The sequence below is a fragment of the Tatumella ptyseos ATCC 33301 genome (assembly GCF_000735525.1).
Lineage (GTDB): Bacteria > Pseudomonadota > Gammaproteobacteria > Enterobacterales > Enterobacteriaceae > Tatumella > Tatumella ptyseos.
Window position 1 is genome coordinate 54,281 of the sequence record NZ_JMPR01000046.1, and the last position, 19,362, is coordinate 73,642.

The 19,362-nt window shown below is 53.7% G+C and carries 20 protein-coding genes; 8 read left to right on the plus strand and 12 right to left on the minus strand.

Annotated elements, in window-relative coordinates; genetic code table 11:
* Positions 1–87: 87 nt before the first annotated feature.
* The gene (phoR, locus tag GTPT_RS14630) at positions 88–1,404 is read right to left on the minus strand and encodes a phosphate regulon sensor histidine kinase PhoR (protein ID WP_025902512.1); all 1,317 of its coding nucleotides are present in this window, start codon (positions 1,402–1,404) and stop codon (positions 88–90) included.
* Between the two features lie 14 nt (positions 1,405–1,418).
* On the minus strand, positions 1,419–2,108 hold the full coding sequence (phoB, locus tag GTPT_RS14635; protein ID WP_025902513.1) for a phosphate response regulator transcription factor PhoB: 690 nt from the start codon (positions 2,106–2,108) through the stop codon (positions 1,419–1,421).
* Positions 2,109–2,301: 193 nt separating this feature from the next.
* On the opposite strand from phoB, the gene sbcD reads away from it, so the two are divergent.
* Together sbcD and GTPT_RS14645 are read left to right on the plus strand one after the other, a co-directional pair.
* Positions 2,302–3,534 carry an exonuclease subunit SbcD gene (gene sbcD, locus GTPT_RS14640; protein ID WP_025902514.1) on the plus strand — a complete coding sequence of 411 codons (1,233 nt, stop codon included), beginning with the start codon at positions 2,302–2,304 and terminating at the stop codon, positions 3,532–3,534.
* Positions 3,531–7,208, plus strand: a complete 3,678-nt coding sequence (locus GTPT_RS14645) for an SbcC/MukB-like Walker B domain-containing protein (RefSeq protein WP_029989961.1) — start codon at positions 3,531–3,533, stop codon at positions 7,206–7,208. The genes sbcD and GTPT_RS14645 overlap by 4 nt, the downstream gene beginning before the upstream one ends.
* Positions 7,209–7,249: 41 nt before the next feature.
* Here GTPT_RS14645 and qhpR read toward each other — a convergent pair whose 3' ends face one another.
* On the minus strand, positions 7,250–8,320 hold the full coding sequence (gene qhpR / locus GTPT_RS14650) for an AraC-like transcriptional regulator QhpR (protein WP_025902516.1): 1,071 nt from the start codon (positions 8,318–8,320) through the stop codon (positions 7,250–7,252).
* Between the two features lie 151 nt (positions 8,321–8,471).
* Positions 8,472–9,476 (minus strand): phosphotransferase enzyme family protein, encoded by a 1,005-nt coding sequence (locus GTPT_RS14655; protein WP_029989960.1) that lies wholly within the window; start codon positions 9,474–9,476, stop codon positions 8,472–8,474.
* A 265-nt stretch (positions 9,477–9,741) separates the two neighbouring features.
* On the opposite strand from GTPT_RS14655, the gene eat reads away from it, so the two are divergent.
* Together eat and rdgC are read left to right on the plus strand one after the other, a co-directional pair.
* Positions 9,742–11,109: an ethanolamine permease gene (eat, locus tag GTPT_RS14660; protein ID WP_025902518.1), complete on the plus strand. Its 1,368-nt coding sequence runs from the start codon at positions 9,742–9,744 to the stop codon at positions 11,107–11,109.
* 208 nt (positions 11,110–11,317) lie between these two features.
* Positions 11,318–12,229: a recombination-associated protein RdgC gene (gene rdgC, locus GTPT_RS14665; RefSeq protein WP_029989958.1), complete on the plus strand. Its 912-nt coding sequence runs from the start codon at positions 11,318–11,320 to the stop codon at positions 12,227–12,229.
* A 45-nt stretch (positions 12,230–12,274) separates the two neighbouring features.
* Here the strand turns inward: rdgC and ppnP are convergent, their stop codons facing one another.
* Positions 12,275–12,559, minus strand: a complete 285-nt coding sequence (ppnP, locus tag GTPT_RS14670; protein WP_025902520.1) for a pyrimidine/purine nucleoside phosphorylase — start codon at positions 12,557–12,559, stop codon at positions 12,275–12,277.
* A gap of 382 nt (positions 12,560–12,941) precedes the next feature.
* Positions 12,942–13,466 carry a shikimate kinase AroL gene (gene aroL / locus GTPT_RS14675; RefSeq protein ID WP_025902521.1) on the minus strand — a complete coding sequence of 175 codons (525 nt, stop codon included), beginning with the start codon at positions 13,464–13,466 and terminating at the stop codon, positions 12,942–12,944.
* A 356-nt stretch (positions 13,467–13,822) separates the two neighbouring features.
* Here aroL and GTPT_RS14685 point away from each other — a divergent pair, with 356 nt between their 5' ends.
* Positions 13,823–14,506 (plus strand): DUF2076 domain-containing protein, encoded by a 684-nt coding sequence (locus GTPT_RS14685; RefSeq protein WP_025902523.1) that lies wholly within the window; start codon positions 13,823–13,825, stop codon positions 14,504–14,506.
* Between the two features lie 30 nt (positions 14,507–14,536).
* Here GTPT_RS14685 and GTPT_RS14690 read toward each other — a convergent pair whose 3' ends face one another.
* On the minus strand, positions 14,537–14,980 hold the full coding sequence (locus GTPT_RS14690; RefSeq protein WP_029989957.1) for a YaiI/YqxD family protein: 444 nt from the start codon (positions 14,978–14,980) through the stop codon (positions 14,537–14,539).
* Between the two features lie 151 nt (positions 14,981–15,131).
* On the opposite strand from GTPT_RS14690, the gene proC reads away from it, so the two are divergent.
* The gene (gene proC / locus GTPT_RS14695) at positions 15,132–15,944 is read left to right on the plus strand and encodes a pyrroline-5-carboxylate reductase (RefSeq protein WP_025902525.1); all 813 of its coding nucleotides are present in this window, start codon (positions 15,132–15,134) and stop codon (positions 15,942–15,944) included.
* Positions 15,945–16,201: 257 nt separating this feature from the next.
* On the opposite strand, the gene GTPT_RS14700 is transcribed toward proC, so the two are convergent.
* From GTPT_RS14700 to GTPT_RS14710, 4 genes are all read right to left on the minus strand, one after another.
* Positions 16,202–16,507, minus strand: a complete 306-nt coding sequence (locus tag GTPT_RS14700) for a PsiF family protein (protein ID WP_025902526.1) — start codon at positions 16,505–16,507, stop codon at positions 16,202–16,204.
* A 100-nt stretch (positions 16,508–16,607) separates the two neighbouring features.
* Positions 16,608–16,865, minus strand: coding sequence for a sigma-S stabilization anti-adapter protein IraP (locus GTPT_RS14705; protein WP_025902527.1), 258 nt, complete (start codon positions 16,863–16,865; stop codon positions 16,608–16,610).
* Positions 16,866–17,090: 225 nt separating this feature from the next.
* Positions 17,091–17,252, minus strand: a complete 162-nt coding sequence (locus GTPT_RS17670; RefSeq protein WP_162832846.1) for a hypothetical protein — start codon at positions 17,250–17,252, stop codon at positions 17,091–17,093.
* 176 nt (positions 17,253–17,428) lie between these two features.
* The gene (locus GTPT_RS14710) at positions 17,429–17,722 is read right to left on the minus strand and encodes an I78 family peptidase inhibitor (protein WP_025902529.1); all 294 of its coding nucleotides are present in this window, start codon (positions 17,720–17,722) and stop codon (positions 17,429–17,431) included.
* A gap of 355 nt (positions 17,723–18,077) precedes the next feature.
* Here GTPT_RS14710 and GTPT_RS14715 point away from each other — a divergent pair, with 355 nt between their 5' ends.
* Complete coding sequence (locus GTPT_RS14715) at positions 18,078–18,731, plus strand: CPBP family intramembrane glutamic endopeptidase (RefSeq protein ID WP_025902530.1); 654 nt, start codon at positions 18,078–18,080, stop codon at positions 18,729–18,731.
* Between the two features lie 38 nt (positions 18,732–18,769).
* Here the strand turns inward: GTPT_RS14715 and GTPT_RS17590 are convergent, their stop codons facing one another.
* Positions 18,770–18,967 (minus strand): hypothetical protein, encoded by a 198-nt coding sequence (locus GTPT_RS17590; protein WP_145959570.1) that lies wholly within the window; start codon positions 18,965–18,967, stop codon positions 18,770–18,772.
* A 160-nt stretch (positions 18,968–19,127) separates the two neighbouring features.
* Between GTPT_RS17590 and GTPT_RS14725 the strand changes: the two genes are divergently transcribed.
* On the plus strand, positions 19,128–19,319 hold the full coding sequence (locus GTPT_RS14725) for a hypothetical protein (RefSeq protein ID WP_025902531.1): 192 nt from the start codon (positions 19,128–19,130) through the stop codon (positions 19,317–19,319).
* The last annotated feature ends 43 nt before the right edge of the window (positions 19,320–19,362 follow it).

Here is a 19,362-nt window from a genome sequence, read left to right on the forward strand (position 1 = left end):
TTCATTGGTGACTTCAGGAAAGTTCATTTTCCCGGAGAGAACATGACAGAAGAGACGGGACGCAGACACCGCGCCCCGGGGAAGTCATCAGGACGTCGATATATCAGTACGGCTTTCTTTGCCGACAATCAGACGGGAGGCAAGCTGAAAACTAAAGCAGGTCGCCTTTCCGGGAATACTGGAAACCGATAACCGGCTGCCATGATGCCCCAGCGCATGCTTCACAATCGCCAGGCCCAGGCCACTGCCCCCGGTCTGCCGGGAACGGGCCTTATCCACCCGGTAAAAGCGCTCGGTCAGATGAGGAATATGCTCAGCGGCGATCCCCGGGCCATTATCGGTCACCGAGAAGAGCGCGCCCTGCGCATCCCGCTGCCAGACGATATCAATGCGGGTATTTTCCGGAGTATGACTGAGTGCATTGTAAACCAGGTTAGAAATTGCGCTGCGCAACTGTTCATCATTACCATACACCCGCAGGTCGCTGTCCACCGAGAAACTGACCACCTGCCCCGGATGTTTCAGACTATCGGCTTCCTGTTGCAACATCGACAGCATTCCCGGGACATCAACGACCTCCCGGATATTCATCGCAGGGGCAGCTTCTATCCGGGTCAGGGTCATCAGTTGCCTGATAAGCCCCTCCATACGCCGCGACTGCTCCTGCATGGTACCTACCGCTTTCATCCGCAACGGCGCATTCATCTGGTCATCTTCCATCATTTCCAGATAGCCCTGAAGCACGGTGAGCGGAGTACGTAATTCATGGCTGACATTGGCAAAAAAGTGCCGGCGCATATTTTCGAGCTGGCGCATCTGCGTCATATCCCTTGCACTGATCATCCATTGGCCTTCAGTATAAGGCACAATTCTGAACTCCATATGACGGCCATTATTCAGTAACTGCGTCAGAGGTTTTTCAAAATCGGCAGTCTGTAAATAACGACTGAATTCGGGGTAGCGCAGCAGATTAAGAATATTTTGTCCGCTATCTTCCGGCCAGCGCAGACCCAGATATTCCTGAGCCAGCCCGTTACACCAGAAGATATTCCCCTCTTCGGTGGTCAGCACCAGTGCATCCGGCAGCGACTCAGCGCCACTTCGGAAGCGTTTGATCAGGCTTCGCAGTTCACGGCGACGGTGCCGGTTACGTGCCTGCATCAGATACAGACCGTGAAACAGCGGTTCCCAGCTCCCCTTACCGGTCGGGGGGGTCATACTTTTATCCACCCATAACCAATGGGACAGGCGCATCAGTTGAAAGAAATGCCAGAAAAGTAAAAGGGCGACGGCCAGAAACAGACACCCGCCCGGATACCCGCTCACCAGGCCGACAATGCCCCCTGCAACGCAGACAAGAAAGAATTCTGACAACAGGGTACGCCACGAAAGTTTATCCAGCAAAAGTCACACTCCTGTCAGAAACGGGCTGAAAACCGGTAACCGGTGCCACGGACAGTCTGAACCATACGTTCATGACCACTGATTTCAAGCGCTTTACGCAACCGGCGGATATGCACATCCACGGTCCTGTCTTCCACGTAAACATTCGTTCCCCAGACGTGATTCAGTAATTGCTCACGACTGTAAACACGTTCGGGATGGGTCATAAAAAAGTGCAGGAGTTTATATTCTGTCGGCCCCATATCCAGCGGGGTTTCGCCGGCCATCACCCGATGAGAGGTCGGGTCTAATGTCAGCCCCTGAATATCGATAAGTTCATCATCGGCCATCGGAGAAATACGACGGATCACTGCTTTTATCCTGGCAATCAGCTCCCGGGGAGAAAAAGGCTTAGTAATATAGTCATCAGCCCCCGCATCCAGACCACGGACACGATCTTCCTCTTCTCCGCGGGCCGTCAGCATCACCACCGGAATATCACGGGTCATGGCTTCTTTTTTAATATATTTAATCAATTGAATACCACTGCCCCCCGGGAGCATCCAGTCAAGCAGGATCAGGTCGGGCCAGGGTTCAATCAGTTGCTTCACCGCGCTGTCATAATCTTCGGCTTCGATGGGATGGTAACCATTCTGCTCCAGCACAAAACATAACATTTCACGGATTGGAGCTTCATCTTCCACGACAAGAATGCGTTTAGCCATTGTTTCTCCAGAGGATATTTCCGGATTCTTCCGGTATACGCGGCACATTATGAGACAGTTTTATGACAGATTTATGAAGGAATGTCAGGGATATTTTTGCCGGCTTCCCCGGCGGGTACCGGTGCAGAGATACTTTTTTATCCCTGCACCGTCTGCAGGTATACTACGGGCAGCAGGCAATTTCGGGAGCATCATGAAAATTATCCATACCTCCGACTGGCATCTGGGCCAGTTTTTTTATTCCCGTAGCCGGGCGCGGGAACATCAGGCTTTCCTCGACTGGCTTCTCGCGCAGATCACTCTGCATCAGGTCAATGCCCTGATTGTTGCCGGAGATATTTTTGATACCGGTTCCCCGCCCAGTTATGCCCGGGAAATGTATAATCATTTTGTGGTTGAGCTGCAAAAAACCGGTTGCCGGCTGGTGATCCTGGCGGGAAACCATGACTCTGTCGCGATGCTGAACGAATCACGGGAACTGCTGGCCTGTCTGAATACCCGGGTGATCGCCAGTGCCAGCCCTGACGGCGAAGATCAGTTGGTGGTGCTGAAAGATGCTCAGGATCTGCCTGCCGCCATTTTATGTGCTATCCCGTATTTACGTCCGCGGGATATCCAGCTCAGCCAGGCCGGGCTGGACAGTCAGCAAAAACAGCAAAATCTGCTGCAGGCCATTGCAGACCATTACCGGCACTGTTATCAGGCCGCCCTGCGGCTTCGCGAGACGCTGGGTGACCCGTCACTGCCGATCATAGCGACCGGCCATCTGACTGCCCTGGGGGTCAGTAAAAGCGATTCCGTACGCGATATTTATATCGGTACCCTGGACGCCTTTCCGGCCTCCGCCTTTCCGCCCGCAGATTATATCGCCTTAGGCCATATCCACCGCCCGCAACAGGTGGGGGGGCAGCCTCATATCCGTTACAGCGGCTCGCCCATCGCACTGAGTTTTGATGAGTCTTCCACAGAAAAAAGCGTGTGTCTGGTGGAGTTCAGCCCGCAATCCGCCCCGGTGATCACACAGTTACCGATCCCCTGCGTTCAGCCACTGAAGACCCTGAAAGGATCACTGGCAGAAATTGAACAACAACTGGACTTACTGACACCGCTTGCCGGGGCCCCACCGGTCTGGCTGGATATAGAAGTCACGCAGCAGGAGTACCTCAGTGATCTGCAGCAACGGGTGGAGGCACTGATTGAGGGCCGCCCGGCGGAAGTGCTGCTGTTACGGCGCAGCCGAAACAGCACAACAACCGGTATTGCCCGCGAAACGAATGAAACCCTGAACGAACTGACCGCAGAAGAAGTGTTCCTGCGTCGTCTGAGCCGCGAAGAAGCGTTACCGGAAGAAGAGCAGCAGCGACTCCTGACCCTGTTTCTTCAGACCCTGGAACTGGTCCGGGATGCCGGCACGGAGAATGAATGAAAATACTGACATTACGGTTTAAGAATCTGAATGCACTGCGCGGGGAATGGTTTATTGATTTCCGGCGTGAACCCTTTGCCGGTAACGGGCTGTTTGCCATTACCGGGGATACCGGTGCAGGTAAAACCACGCTGCTGGATGCTATCTGCCTGGCGCTTTATCACCAGACCCCCAGGCTGACGAACATCAGCCAATCGCAGAATGCACTGATGAGCCGCGGCTGCAGTGATTGTCTTGCCGAAGTTGAATTTGAAATTCGCGGTGAGGCCTGGCGGGCATTCTGGAGCCAGAACCGTGCCCGCAACCAGCCGGACGGAAAACTGCAACCGCCCCGGGCGGAACTGGCCCGCTGTGCGGATAATGTGATTGTTGCAGATAAACTCCAGGATAAGCTGCGCTACACCGAACAGCTCTCCGGACTCAATTTTCAGCGATTTACCCGGTCGATGATGCTCTCGCAGGGGCAGTTCGCGGCTTTCCTGAATGCGCCTCCGGGCGAGCGGGCTGAACTGCTGGAAGAACTGACCGGTACCGAAATCTACGGGCAGATCTCCCGCAGTGTATTTGAACAACATAAAGCCTTACGGCAGCAACTGGAGACACTGCGGGCCGGGTTGTCAGGGGTCGTCTTGCTGGATGACGTTGCCCGCCAGCAGATCCTGCACCAACAGCAGGAACTGCAAACTACAGAGCAGCAACTGCAGCAGGAACTCACCCGCCATGAACAGGCCTTACTCTGGCTGAACCAGACCCGGCAACTGAAAGACCAGCACCGGCAACGTGAACTGGCGCATCAGGAGACCCGCGAGCGTCTGGAACAGGCTGAACCCTGGCGTCTGCGTCTGCAACGCAGTGAGCCGGCGGAAAAAATCAGACCGCTGTGGCAGCAATTACAGAGCCGCCGTCAGTCGCAGCAGGAACTGTTCACCCAACAGACTCTTGCGGCCGAACGTCTGAAACAAACGGAGACCGCACACCGGCAAGCGCACGAACGATGGCAGTCTGCTGAGCAAGACTATCGCCGGCAACAGATGCAGCAACAGCAACTGGAAACCCTGCTCAGTGAACAGGTGATCCCGCTGGATCACACGCTTGCCAGCGAAGAACAACAACTGAACCGGTCTCTGCAACAGCTTAAAGAGCAACAACAGCAACAGGCGGAGACCCGTCAGCAGATCACTCAGACAGAACAGCAACTGCAACAACTGAACAGCCAGCGGGAACACTGGCTGAACTGGCACCAGCAACATGCAGGCCTGGCAGAGTGGGGCCCTGCCCTGCCCCTGTGGCGCGAGCGGCTGAGTCAATGGCAACAGCAGGCACTGACTGCCAGGACGCTGCATGAGCAGATGACGAAGCAACAGCAGGAACTCAGCCAGCAGGCCCTTGTGCTGACCGGCCTGCATAATACTCTGCCGCCCCTGCAGCAGGCAGAATCCGCTGCCGCCACCGATCTCGAACGTCTGACGCAACAGCAGCAGTCTCTGGAAAACGAGCATACCCGCGATGCGCTGCGTCAGACGCTGGAGAATGCGCAGTCCCGACGTGCCCGCCAGCAGCAACTGCTGCTGCTGGCCACAAAATCTGAGCCGTTACATCACCAGTTGAATAAGCTGCAACCACAGGTCGCCGCGCTGCAACAAAAGATAGCTGCCGATGAACAGTCGCTGACACAGTTTCGCGAGCTGTTCCAGACTGAGCGCAAACAACTCCAGGCGCTGATCACCCTGTGTGAACTGGATGCGAGGATCACCGATCTTGCCGCATTGCGGGAGACCCTCGAGGCCGGACATCCCTGCCCGCTGTGCGGCTCCTGTGAACATCCGTCGGTCACGGAATATAAACAACTACAGCCCGCCGAAAATCAGCAACTGAAACTGGCGCAGGAAAAGCGGGTGGCTGAACTGCAGGAACAAGGCGTCCGGCGTAAAGAGCAACTCGCCCAGGCCCGCCAGCAGTACGGGCAAATGACGGAGGAGATCACCACCCTGACCGCTGCACTTGCGGAGTCAGAAGCACAATGGCAATCGCTGTGCCTGGCTGAAGGACTGACGCTGAAGCTCACTGAAATGCCGCTGCTGCAACACTATCTGCAGGAGACAGAAGCCAGGGAACAGCAGGTCCGTCACCAGTTACAGCTGCGGGAACAGGCAGCCCTGGCCTGTCAGCAGGCCCGGGAACACTACTACCAAAGCCGTGACCGATTACAGCACCACCAGCAACAAACCGCATTGATGACGGAACAGCAAAATACCCGTCAGGCCGCCGTTGAAGAGAGCAGTAAAAATTACCGGCAGACAACAGAACAGGCTGAACGATTGCTGTCCTCATTACGGGAAGAGATCTCCCGCTACGCACTGTCGCTGCCGGAAGAAATTCAGGCGGCAGACGCGTGGCTGAACACGCAGCAGGAGCTCTGGAAAAAGTGGCAACACAATGAACAACAGCTTCGCGATACGGAACCGGAACAGATCCGTCTGACGACGTCGCTGGAAAGAATGCAGCAGGATCTCCAGCGGCAGATGACGGTGAGCGCGCAAACAGAACAGACTGTCACACAACAACGCGGACAGCTGTCAGCCTTGCGGGAGAAACGCCACAGCTTATTTGCGGATAAAGACGTCAATGAGGCACGGCAGTCCATGCAGCGAGAGTTGACACAACTTCAGCAACAGCAGCAGGATCTCCTGGAAAAATCCCATGCGTTGCAGCGTGAACTCAGCCTGCAGGATGGTCAGCATCGCCAGCAGGAGCAACAATATCGCCAGCTGGCAGAACAGCGGCAGAACGACGAATTGCAGTTTACCGATGCCCTGCAGAAACAGGGCTTCAGCGACAGCGATGCTTTTACTGCTGCCCTGCTGGACGAAGAGACCGCCACTTCCCTGCGCCGGCAACTGCAGGAACTGGAACAAGCCAGCGATCAGACCGGGATCCTGTTAAAACAGGTGCATGAGAGCCTGCAGCAACATCTGCAACAGCGGCCGGAGGGCATTCCGGACGAGAGCAACGTACTGGCAGAAATAACCGTCACTCTGAAACAGCGCCTGAATGAAACTATCGGCCAGCAGGGAGGACTTCGCGAACAGCTTAAGGCCGATGATCACTACCGTCAGCAACAACAGCAGTTAATCGAAAAGATCAGTCAGCAACAGAGGCTGCTGGCTGACTGGGATCATCTTAACCATCTGATCGGATCGGCCAGCGGGGATCGGTTCCGCCGGTTTGCCCAGGGCCTGACGCTGGATCATCTGGTCTGGCTGGCCAACCAGCAACTGGCGCGTCTTCACGGGCGCTATCTGTTGCAGCGTCAGTCGGATGACACTCTGGAACTGGCGGTCATTGATCGCTGGCAGGCGGACAATTGCCGGGATACACGTACATTATCCGGCGGGGAAAGTTTCCTGGTCAGCCTGGCGCTGGCGCTGGCGTTATCCGACCTGGTGAGCGAGAAGAACCGGATTGAGTCACTCTTCCTCGATGAAGGCTTTGGCACGCTGGATGCGGAAACACTCGACGTGGCACTCGATGCGCTGGATAGCCTGAACGCCAGCGGTAAAACCATCGGTGTGATCAGCCATGTTGACGCCATGAAAGAACGGATCCCGTTACAAATCCGGGTCATCAAAAATAATGGCCTCGGTTACAGCAAACTCGAACTGCCGCAGCCCTGAGGCCAGGCCGCCGGCCATTCTGCGTTACCGCATGGCCGGGGTCAGGCCTGCGGGTTCTCCTGCTGACGCCACTGGCGGGGGCTGATGCCATACCAGCGGCGGCAGGCCCGGGAGAAGGCACTGACTTCAGAGTACCCCAGCAGCATCGCCATCGCAGAAACGGACAAGGATTGCTGTTTCAGATAATGAGCCGCCAGTTCACTGCGTACCGCATCCAGCAGACGCGAGAAACTGACATCCTGTTCACGTAAGCGACGCTGTAAGGTCCATTCAGATAACCCCATATTCTCTGCCACCTGTTCCAGGGTCGGTTCGCCATTGCTCAGCAACAGATGAATACAGGCTCTGACCTTACCGATCAGCCCCTGACTTTCACGGGTGGTATTCAGGCGCTGCAGGGCATCTTTCACGACCATCAGCAGCATAGGATCATTATCCGGCATCGCCCGCTGCAGTTCGCGACGGCTAATCAGCAGAGAATTGTAGGGTTGATCAAAGTAGACGGGGGCATCAAAAATTTTACAGTGTTCGTGCCAGTTTTCCGGGCGGGAGTGTTCAAAATGGACTTCACGGGGAGCCCAGTGCTGACCGGCTGAGTGACGGATCAGGTTCATGAACATCCCCATCGTCAGCTCTGCATCCTGACGACGCGATAAAATGGCCCCGTGGCGCACCTGATAATCGAGCCGCCAGTAATCCCCTTTATCGACCATCCGGGTCAGGGTATCGTGCTGATGGCAGGGGAAAAATTGCACCACATTCTGTAATGCCGATTCAAGCGTTGGCGAACAGAGGCCGATGTAGCCAATCAATCCCAGTGACTGCGGCTTAAACTGACGACCATAATGCAGGCCGAAATTACGGGTGGAAGAGTGCCTGGCTGCTTCCTCCAGTACACGACAGTAATTTGCCAGCCCCAGACTCAGGGTCGGGCTGCCCAGCAGTTCCGGGTCGACACCACTCAGCCCGAAGATGCGATCACTGTCGCCCCCCTGACTGCTGATAAAATCACTCAATCCGGTCGCTGCCGCTGCCAGAACACCCCGGTTACCGGACGAGAGACCGGCCATAGACTGAGATGCTGTGGTTAAGAGAGTCATTGTACTGTTCATACCTGTCCCGGAATTTACCTGCATTAAACACATAGGCTAATGTAATGCAAAATCCGTACCACCCTCTATGTCAGTTCTGTGACAATCCCGGGGTCAGCTGACAGGAGCAACAGTGCACCAACAGCGGGCACTGCCACGGTGCAAAAGAGGGTCACGCCCCGACGGGCCAGCGATCGGTTTCCAGATAGCGGCGGCACAGGCGAACCGTGTCTGCCGACCACTGATCCTCCAGGCTTTTTGCCATGTCGGTTCCGGCATGTGAACCCATCCAGGCACTGAGTTGCAGACGACGCTGCATCAGCAGATCAGGCAGCACCGCCAGATCTTCATCACTGACATGTGCAATTTTTTCATACCCGGTCAGCCAGTTTTCGATCCATTCACCGGCACGCGGATGATGTTCAAAAAAACTGACCGCGGCTGCCAGGTCATGCATATACCAGCCAAAACCGCAGTCATCGAAATCAATGATCCGGGTTTGCCCCTGATGATGTAATAAGTTGGTCAGTCGCAGATCCGCATGGATCAAGCCGTAACGATCCGCCGATTGTCCGTACACCGACAGTTTACGACCGATGTTTCCGATGGCCCCGGTGATCAGCGCATGATCCTCCCGGTTCAGCCGGGGAGCATCCTGCCAGCGTCCCCAGTGCCCGGCATCTCCCACCATGGTCTGGTGATCCCAGATAATGCGCTGAAAACTTGCCGGACGCTGCCACTGACGGCTGTGCTGATGCAGGCGGGCGGTCACTTCCCCCAGTGCCTGAAATGCGACCGGGTCCACATTGGTGGTCGGCATTTCACCGTCCATCCATTCAAAAATAACCACATGACGGACGCTGCCCTCCCCGGTGACCACGGTCTGAACCGTTTCCCCTTCACCGTCTTTGACGGCTTCCGGGACTTCGATTCCGCTTTCTCTCAGCGCGTCCAGCCACAGCAATTCACTCAGGATATCGGCTTTCTGGTGGTAATCTGCCCGATGCAGACGTAACGCATAACGGCTGTCCGCTGTTTTCAGTAAAAAGGTCGCGTTTTCCGAACGGCAGATCAGTGACAACTCCCCCTGGCAGAGGGCCGGATAACGACTAAGCGCCTGATGCGCCACCCGGTAAATTTGTGCTTCAGTCATTGGATCATTCTGTTTTACTTCCATTGCGTGGCCCTCTTTACTCAATATCGTCCGTCAGTCTGTGATCCAGCATGCCCGTGGTGAACGACGTATTTCCTGACACCGCAATAGCAAAACCTGGCTTCAGACGACAATATCAGTCCTTCCCCCGCCGGAGTTGACTTCAGACGACAAACTCTGACCGGTACGGTCAGGTATTTACCCGCTAGCCCGCGGCATTATGCCCGTGACAGATCATTTTGCAGGCCACTGGCCGGGCAGAGGGTTAATTCACGATGGGGATACTAAGATGACAACAAAACTAAAACCCACACTTGGCACATTCTCCCTGTGGGGGATCGCTGTTGGTCTGGTGATATCCGGCGAGTATTTTGGCTGGAGCTATGGCTGGGGCGTGGCCGGGACGCTGGGGTTCCTGATCACGACGCTGCTGATTGCATTAATGTATGGCTGCTTTATTTTCAGTTTTACCGAGCTCACCACCGCTATCCCGCATGCGGGGGGACCGTTTGCTTACAGTCGCCGGGCATTTGGTGAAACCGGCGGCCTGATCGCCGGGCTTGCCACGCTGATTGAATTTGTTTTTGCGCCCCCGGCGATCGCTCTGGCCATCGGAGCCTACCTGAATATCCAGTTTCCGGCGCTTGACCCTAAGGTGGCCGCGGTCGGGGCTTATATCATTTTTATGGGGCTGAATATCCTCGGCGTGAAACTGGCGGCGATGTTTGAACTGATTGTCACCATCCTTGCGGTGATTGAGCTGCTGGTGTTTATGGGCGTCGTCTCTCCGGGCTTCAGCATGGCGAATTTTACCGCCCACGGCTGGGCGGGTGACCACGGCTTTGGCCTGCAGGCGCTGAGCGGTGTTTTTGCGGCGATCCCCTTTGCCATCTGGTTTTTCCTGGCCATCGAAGGGGCGGCCATGGCCGCTGAAGAAGCGAAAGACCCCCGCAAAAATATCCCGCGGGCCTATATCTCCGGTATTCTGACGCTGGTCGTGCTGGCTATCGGGGTGATGCTGCTGGCAGGCGGTGCCGGTGACTGGCGTAAACTTTCAGATATTAATGATCCGTTACCTCAGGCGATGAAAATGATTGTCGGGGAACATTCGCGCTGGATGCATATGCTGGTCTGGATCGGATTATTTGGTCTGATTGCCAGCTTCCATGGCATTATTCTTGGTTTCTCACGTCAGTTCTTTGCCCTGTCCCGGGCCGGCTATTTACCCCCGGCGCTGGCAAAGTTATCCCGTCATCAGACCCCGTACCGTGCCACCCTTGCGGGCGGTGTAATCGGTATCCTGGCTATCTTCAGCGATAACTGGATCCACCTGCAGGGGATGTCTCTGACCGCTGCCATGATCACCCTGGCCGTTTTTGGTGCCATTGTCATGTACATCATGAGCATGCTGAGTCTGTTCCGGTTACGCCGCACTGCACCGGACATGCCACGCAGCTTCCGGGCGCCGGGGTATCCGCTGGTACCGGGCATTGCGCTGGTACTGGCCGTACTTTGCCTGGTCTCTATGGTCTGGTTCAATCCGGTGATCGCCCTGCTGTTTGTGGTCATCATGCTGGCCGGTTACGGGTATTTCCGCCTGACAACCACTCAGCGAGCACAGGCCCCGCATGATGAATTACTGATGGATCGCGAGTAACCTCTGCAGCAGCACAGGGAATACCCTGTGTTGCTGTTTTTCTGTCCCGGGGCTTCCCGTCCGCTGACCTCTTACTGCCGTTCTCCCGCCCCTGTTTTTGCCTTCTCTGCCCGGTACTGTTGTTAATTCTTATCCCGGTTGCTGAAACCCGGCCCCTGATTGGGTATCATCTGCCCTCTGTCCGGAAATGCTGGCTTAAGGAATTAAGATGCTGTGGTTTAAAAATATGATGGTGTATCGTCTGAACCGGGAAATCCCGCTGTCTGTTGACGATATGGAACGACAACTCAGTGCCTGCAGTTTCACCCCCTGCGGAAGCCAGGACCAGTCAAAATCCGGCTGGGTCTCCCCTCTGAATGATAAGAGTGATTCTCTGCTGCATGTGAGTCAAGGTCAGATCCTGCTCTGCGCACGTAAAGAAGAGAAGATCCTGCCGGCACCGGTGATCAAACAAGCGCTGGAAGCAAAAATCCATCATCTGGAAACAGAACAACAGCGTAAGCTGAAAAAAACCGAAAAAGATGCCCTGAAAGATGAGGTGATCCATAGACTGCTCCCGCGGGCCTTCAGCCGTTACAGCCAGACATGGTTATGGATCGACCCTCAGCATCAGCTGATTATGGTCGACAGTGCCAGTGCGAAAAAAGCCGAAGATTTACTGGCCCTGCTGCGTAAAAGCCTGGGGTCATTACCTGTGGTCCCGCTGGCTCTGGAAACCCCAATCGAACTGACTCTGACAGAATGGGTTCGCTCCGGCACCCTGCCGACAGGATTTGCGCTGCTGGACGAAGCTGAGCTGAAAGCCACGTTGGAAGAAGGCGGTGTGATCCGTTGTAAACAGCAGGAACTGGTTAGTGATGAAATTGCGCATCACATTGAAGCCGGTAAGCGGGTGACTAAGCTGGCCATTGACTGGCAGGAACGTTTGCAATGTATCGTTTGTGATGACGGTTCACTGAAACGCCTGAAATTCAGTGACACCCTGCGTGAACAGAATGATGATATTGACCGGGAAGATTTCGCGCTGCGTTTTGATGCCGATTTCTCGCTGATGACCGGCGAACTGGCTGCCTTTACAGAAGCATTAATTTCAGCGCTGGGCGGCGAAGCACAGCACTGAGACTGACGGTCATGCCCTGTGATACAGGGCATGACCGTGACAGAATTACAGGTAGCGGCAAAGGTAAGCGCTTTCTTCCGCAACCTGCAAATAAAACTCACTGCTGCCCGGGACATTGAAGACCTGACCGGCCTCAAACCACTGCCATTCTGTTTCGCCCGGCAGCAGCACTTTCAATGCACCGCTGACCACGGTCATTTCTTCAGGCTTACCGGTACCAAAAGTATATTCTCCGGCAGACATCACCCCGACACTCGCTTCACCAGACAGCGAATTTTCAAAACCAATAGATTTCACTTTACCTTCAAAATACTCATTCGACTTCAGCATCTCTTTTCCTCTGTAGTTCGCGGGGGTGTACCGACAGTGTAAAAGCAGTCAGATCACCTTGTCACGTGAATAATCAGCCACATCATCAGCTTAGCGTTTTCCTCTCCTCGCCTGCCCCGCCGCCGGACAACTTACCGACATAAGGGGCTACCCGGGGGACTCTGTACTAAGCTCTTTTGAGGTTCAGGTCAGTCGTTTTGAGAATGTTGAGATTCTGGCGGACTACAGGAGCGTTATGCACGCCCGGTGAGTGCTGTAAAATATTGGTCTTTTTTACCTGCTAACGGTCTTCATTGCAGGGTCACAACGTATTACCTGTCATGTCCCGGTCGGGAAATACGGGTAATACGGTGACAGAAGACCCGGCGGAGCATACAACCGTTTATCCCGCACGCTGCTGCGACAATACCTGCAGGATATGGTCGACCACTTCCTGAGGAGGCAGAGTGGCATCGATAATATGATGAGCGGTTGAAGAATACAGCGGGCTACGGACTTTCAGGATATCGCTCATCTCTTCGGTGATAGGACGCCCTGTCAATGTGGGACGTTGTTCATTTTCGGGTTCAGCATCCAGCCGTTTTGCCAGTTCGTCCGGCTCCACACTCAGCCAGAATACCCGGCCATTATCCCGCATAAACTGACAGTTTTCCGGACGCAGAATGATCCCTCCGCCGGTCGCGACCACCGAGGAGTCCGCGGTCACCGCGATCAGTGAATCACGCTCCTTCATCCTGAAGCTTTCCCATCCCTCTTCCGCAACAATCTGTGCAATCGTACACTGCAGTGATGTTTGCAAATGATGGTCCGTATCATGGAATGCATAGCCCAATGTCTTTGATAACAGATGTCCGACCGTTGTTTTTCCACACCCCCGGGCACCTATCAGATAAATAGGTAATGACATAAAGGCTAATCCTCCGCCGGAATATTCGCAAAGTGACTGAAATTAAAAACCCGTGCATGATAACCGGAATTCACGCCGACAGCCACCCGCACATCGGTTTCAGGCCGGGGGGCTCCCGCGGACAGGGCTGGCAGCCCCTCTGAAATATTTTTTACTGCGCTCTCATTTACTTTGCGCAGAGGTATCCCCATATATAATAAGGCTGTCGCGGGTGTGAACCCGAAGCACCGGCGCTATAATTTCAGGACGCAGGCATCTGTCGTGACCACGGCCTGTGTTGGTTGCTATGGAATGTCACAAACATTATCTCCGGATCAACGGCGATAATGCATTAAAAGATGATGAGAGGTTTCACCATGCAGAGCGAAGAGCAAAAAATAATTGATGGCTTGTTCAGCCGGTTACAACAGGCAGAAAGCCAGTCCGGTCCGCGTGATGCGGGCGCTGAACAGTTGATCAAAAATCATCTGCAAAATCAGCCGGCAGCCGCGTATTACATGGCTCAGGCCATCCTGATTCAGGAAGCGGCACTGAAAAAACTGAATGAGCAGGTCAGCAGCCTGGAAAACCAGTTAAAACAGCAGCAACAGCCTCAGCAAAGCAGTGGCGGTTTTCTGTCCGGACTGTTTGGCGGCGGAAATTCCCAGCCTCGCCAGGCTGCACCGGCTCAGCCCGCCTGGGGCTCGCAACCACAACAGCCGGCACAGCAACCGGGCTATACTTCCGCCCCTGCCGCTGCACCACGCGGAACCGGATTCCTGGGAGGAGCATTACAAACAGCAGCAGGTGTCGCCGGGGGTGTCGTGCTGGCGGATATGCTGACCAGCATGTTCCATCATTCACAGCCGGAAGAGATCGTGAATATTATTAACGAACCGCCGCTGGAAACCCCGGACTACGATCAGGGACTGGATACCTTTAATCAGGGTGACAATGCCTTCCCGGCCGATGATAACCGCTGGGATGACAACAGTTCCGGAGGGTTTGACAGCTTCCTGGGCGACGATAGCTTTAACGATGACGACGACAGCTTCCTGTAAACACTAAGCCGTCCTCCCGTTCAGGCAGCATTATTGCTGCCTGAACCATTTATCCAGTTCATTGGCAAATAACTGCCGGTCTTTCTGATTCAGTGCCGCCGGTCCGCCGGAAGCCATACCACTGGCCCGCAATGTCTCCATAAAATCCCGCATGGTCAACCGCTCGCGGATAGTTGCCGGTGAATACCGTTCTCCCCGTGGATTAAGTGCTGCTCCGCCTTTTTCAAGCACCTCTGCAGCCAGAGGAATATCTGCCGTCACCACTAAATCCCCGGCTTCAACACGACGGACAATTTCATTGTCAGCCACATCAAACCCTGCAGCCACCTGTAACGTATGGAGCCAGGGAGAAGCGGGGATCCGTAATCCCTGATTAGCAACAAAAGTAATATGTGTTTGCGTTCTGTCAGCTGCACGATAAAGTATTTCTTTAATAACAGCAGGACAAGCGTCTGCGTCTACCCAGATAGCCATAGTTTTTCCTGAAAGAGACTGAACAGGAATTGTGGATCATTATGGCTGTGCAGAACAACTTTTTATCCCGACGGGGTAAAGTCAGGCTGCAGATTGCCGGGTCTGTAAAAGGTATCACTGCTGATTTTCTGATTAACACAAAGGACAGATAATGCTGAACAAAAAAGTGGGGTTCATTGGTTGCGGTAATATGGCCAAAGCGATTATCAATGGGATGATTGAAAGCCGGATCATCGCCCCGGAAAATGTGTGGGTCTTTGATCGTAAACCTGAAACAAACCAGGCGATGGCAGAAAAATACGGACTTCATGCGGCAGAAAGCCTGGAATCAATGGCCCGTGAAGTGGATATTCTGGTCGGAGCGATTAAGCCGAATGTCATGCTGAAACTGCTGGGGAGCATTGCCGGGTTACTTAAAAAAGAGACACTGGTGGTCTCTATCGCCGCAGGGATCACGCTGGATGCCCTCGCCACGGTACTGGGACATGACCGGAAGATTATTCGTGTCATGCCAAACACCCCGGCATTAGTCGGTACCGGGATGACCTCCGTGACTCCTAATGTGCTGGTGAATGAAGAAGAAACCGATATTATCCTGAAAATATTCAGAAGCTTCGGGAATGCCGAGCTGGTCAGTGAATATCTTATCCACTCGGTCGTGGGTGTCAGCGGCTCCGCCCCGGCCTATGTGTTTATTATGATTGAAGCCATGGCGGATGCGGCAGTTCTGGGGGGAATGCCCCGGAAACAGGCCTACGAATTTGCAGCTCAGACCGTCAAAGGGGCTGCACAGATGGTGCTGGAAACCGGGCAGCATCCGGCGGCGCTGAAAGACAGTGTCTGTTCTCCTGGCGGTACGACCATCGAAGCCGTGAAGACCCTGGAAAGTAAAGGGTTCCGTGCCGCTATCATGGAAGCCATGCAGAAATGTATGGAAAAGTCAGAACAGCTCAGCAAAGCCTGATAAGTTAGCAGCCCCGGTACGCTTAGCCGGGGCGGCTAAACGCGTATCCACGGACACTGTCGCCCGGGATCATCGGCACTTTCACTCCGGTAACGGGTGAATTATCCGGGAGGACAAGCTCAGTGACCGGGATTATCTGCGGCAGGAGGATCACCTGAATCCGACGCCTGCGTTAAGCGTAGCCAGATGCTGACAGATAAAAAAACAGCCCCGGCTGAGGCTGTTCTGAGGTACCGGGGGGTGTATTTCCGGAGTAATTAGCCTTTTTTCAGGCAGCTTTTCATAAAGCTTTTACGGTCAGCACCCTTCAGCGCTTTCCCTTTCGCATCCGCATTACAGGTTTTCATTTTCTGCTGCTGTGCAGTCAGCACTTTTGGCGCTTTATGATCTTTTTTCAGGCAGGTACTCATAAAGCCTTTACGTGCTTCACCTTTCAGGGACTGTGTCGATGCCTGATGGTTACAGTCAGTCATTTTTTGCTGCTGCGCTGTTTTTTCCGCCGCAGATGCCTGTCCCGCCATTAATAATCCGCCCAGAACCGCGGCTACGATCATTTTATTCATGATTACTCCTGTCAATAAAAAACCGGTAAATAACCGGTGATAGCCGACAACACTTCGCTGAAGTTAATTATCGGTAATGTGGTAACTCTTATCCGTCAGGCTATGATCGGCTGATGCCCGTTATCTTTTCAAGATAGCGGATATTCGATAATGCGCGACTTTTTTCTGACGAAGTCTCGTTGGCATTATCCACCAGGTGTTCGATTTTTTTCTGAAATAACAAGCGGGCTTCGGGTGAAAGGGTTTCTACCAGTGCCGATAAAACTAACTCCATCGTGGCCTGGCGCTCTTGCTGAAGTTTATATTCTTCATCCCTTTCCGCCAGTTTAATTAAAAGCTCAGCAATAATATTTTTCATACATAAGCCTCAGAATCATCTGATCCTGAACTTAACATTGCGAATACCAAAAAAACAGGCTTTTTATAAAACTGAAACAGTTAATTGCATAAACGAATAGAAATTTAAATACCGGGACATAGCCTCAGGAGGAGAGCATCCCGGTTCACGGGGCAGCGCCCGGGCGGGAAGTCGCTCAGACACACCCGCGATGATACCGGGTGTGCCTTCAGCAGTTCAGCGGGATCAATTACCGGAGTAGTGCGGACCACCGCCACCGCCACCCCAGCCACCACCACCACCGCCGTGACCACCGCCACCCCAGCCGCCGCCAGGAGGCGGGAAAATACAGCCATTCAGCATTACTACGACGCCCAGAACAGCAGCAATTTTTAACAGTCGTACCATAGTTGACCTCTATTCGGGTTGTTTCTGCTTCCGGTCTTCAGTATATAGGCAGTATTGCTCAGAAAAATCCGTATCCTCCCTGTATTTATTCACTGAAACCAGCCTTAACACTTTTCTGACACTGCCCCTACAGCACCCTGTCGTTTTCGCTAACCCCGGCGGCAGGCATAGCAGTTTCAGCCACAATAGACCCGGGTAATTTTCCCTTGCTCATCCGCCATAAAATTCAGACGGCGCAGGTTAAAGTCCATCGTAACAACCGAATTATAGGCAATCGCCCTGGACTCGGTCCCGAACCGCATATTTTCTATAGAGGTCAATGGCTTGCCAATAAAATTCTGGAACTGAGAGGCTCCGCACATATCATCATCCGGGACATAAGCCGGTGCCTGCTGACGGTGGCTGGCAGACTGGCAGGAGGCCAGTAGTACAATTCCGCTTAACAGAGCGAGTTTTCCGTAAAATGTCATCATAACTCCTGAAACGCCACACTGAGACACTTCTCCGCGGGCTTTGTACAACATAAAATACTGATCCGGGCCACACTTGTACTGATGTCATCATGGAATGCCGGGTATCACACGGGAAAGATATCTTCAGCCAGCCATACTCTTCACTGTAGCGGTTTTCTGTTACAAAGAGACGTGGTTATCTTACTCACTGGCCATCTCTGATACTGACTGACCGGCGGCCCCTGATTGCATCCTCCCGCGGGAAAATGGATCACACTAAGTGACGTCAATGGCCTCTGCGATTATCGCTGATGACTCGACAGTGATCTTTACCATTGATATTATTCAGAAGATTCTTAACTCCGGACTGCCGATGAATACACATTCCGATAAAATCACACTCACCGCGTTTTATCTTGGAAGTTTTGTTATCTACTACGTGATAACCCTGATGATAACGCTGTTTCCTGACTTTCTGGCACTGCGGACCAGTGGCTTGCTGGTGCCGGTGATCTGCCTGCTTGAATTTGCAGTGATTTATCCGTTGTATCGTTTTTACTGCCAGCGCCGGGACGACATTCCTTTCGGTCAGTTATTACTGGTACCGACATTACTATTCACGGCAGCGTTACTGATCCTGATGGTTGCGGAGACCCAATATTTAGTCCCGGAAGTCTGGCTGTCCGAACAAGCCAATCAGCCGCGGAACTCTCAATTGATTCTGCTGATCACTGCCGTCTGTCTGGCACCGGTATTTGAAGAAATTTTATTCCGTGGGTTTCTTCTGCAAGCGTTTTTATTATGGGCTCCTGAAAGCCGGCTGGCCTGTACCTTACTGACGTCATTGCTTTTTGCCGCCATGCATACTCAGTATATTCACTGGCAGTCCATCGTAGCGCTGACACTCTTCTCACTCTTATTGTGCTGGGCCAGAATCAAAAGCAAAGGACTCGCCTTACCGGTTTTTTTGCATACCCTGAACAACCTGATAGCCCTGGTGCCGGCATTATATCTTTCTGCAGCTTAGTACGGGCAGTCCATCGCCCGTATGCAGTGATATCACTCTCACGACTCAGCGCCAGACTCCTGCTCAAAGTGCGTTTTGAACTGCTCGTAAATCGACAGCATATTTGAGGCATCTCCCTGTAGCGGGCTCAGTTTGCCGGCCCGGACCAGCTCGATCACCACCTGTAGGGCGGCCTGCTTTGGGTTTTCAGAAGGGCGGGCGATGGGTTCATTCATTATCTTGTTACCTGTTAACATTGAGAGCGATCCTGGATAAAAATTAAATTGTAACGCAGCTACGCACCGTCTTGCAGAAAAACCTGCCATGCCGGTGCGGGTCATCATCGCGTTATCGGCAAGAATGCTATACTGATCCGCCCGGCAATCATGGCCTGTGCCCGGGTATAAGGAGCTAGTCATGTTAATCGGATTCGTGCTATTAGTCAGTGCCTGTGGTAACGATGCCTGCGATGCTTTGCCGGTTTCGGAGCATATTTTTCCGACGCAGGGTAGCTGTGAGGTGATGGCAGATCGTATTCGTAAGGCGCGTCCGCATGCGGTGTTGCTCTGCGGTGAAGTGCATCGGCGTTCAGGAGCAGAGTCCGAATAAGGGCTGTTTTCCCGGATAAGCTGCAGGACTCAACGGTTAGCGC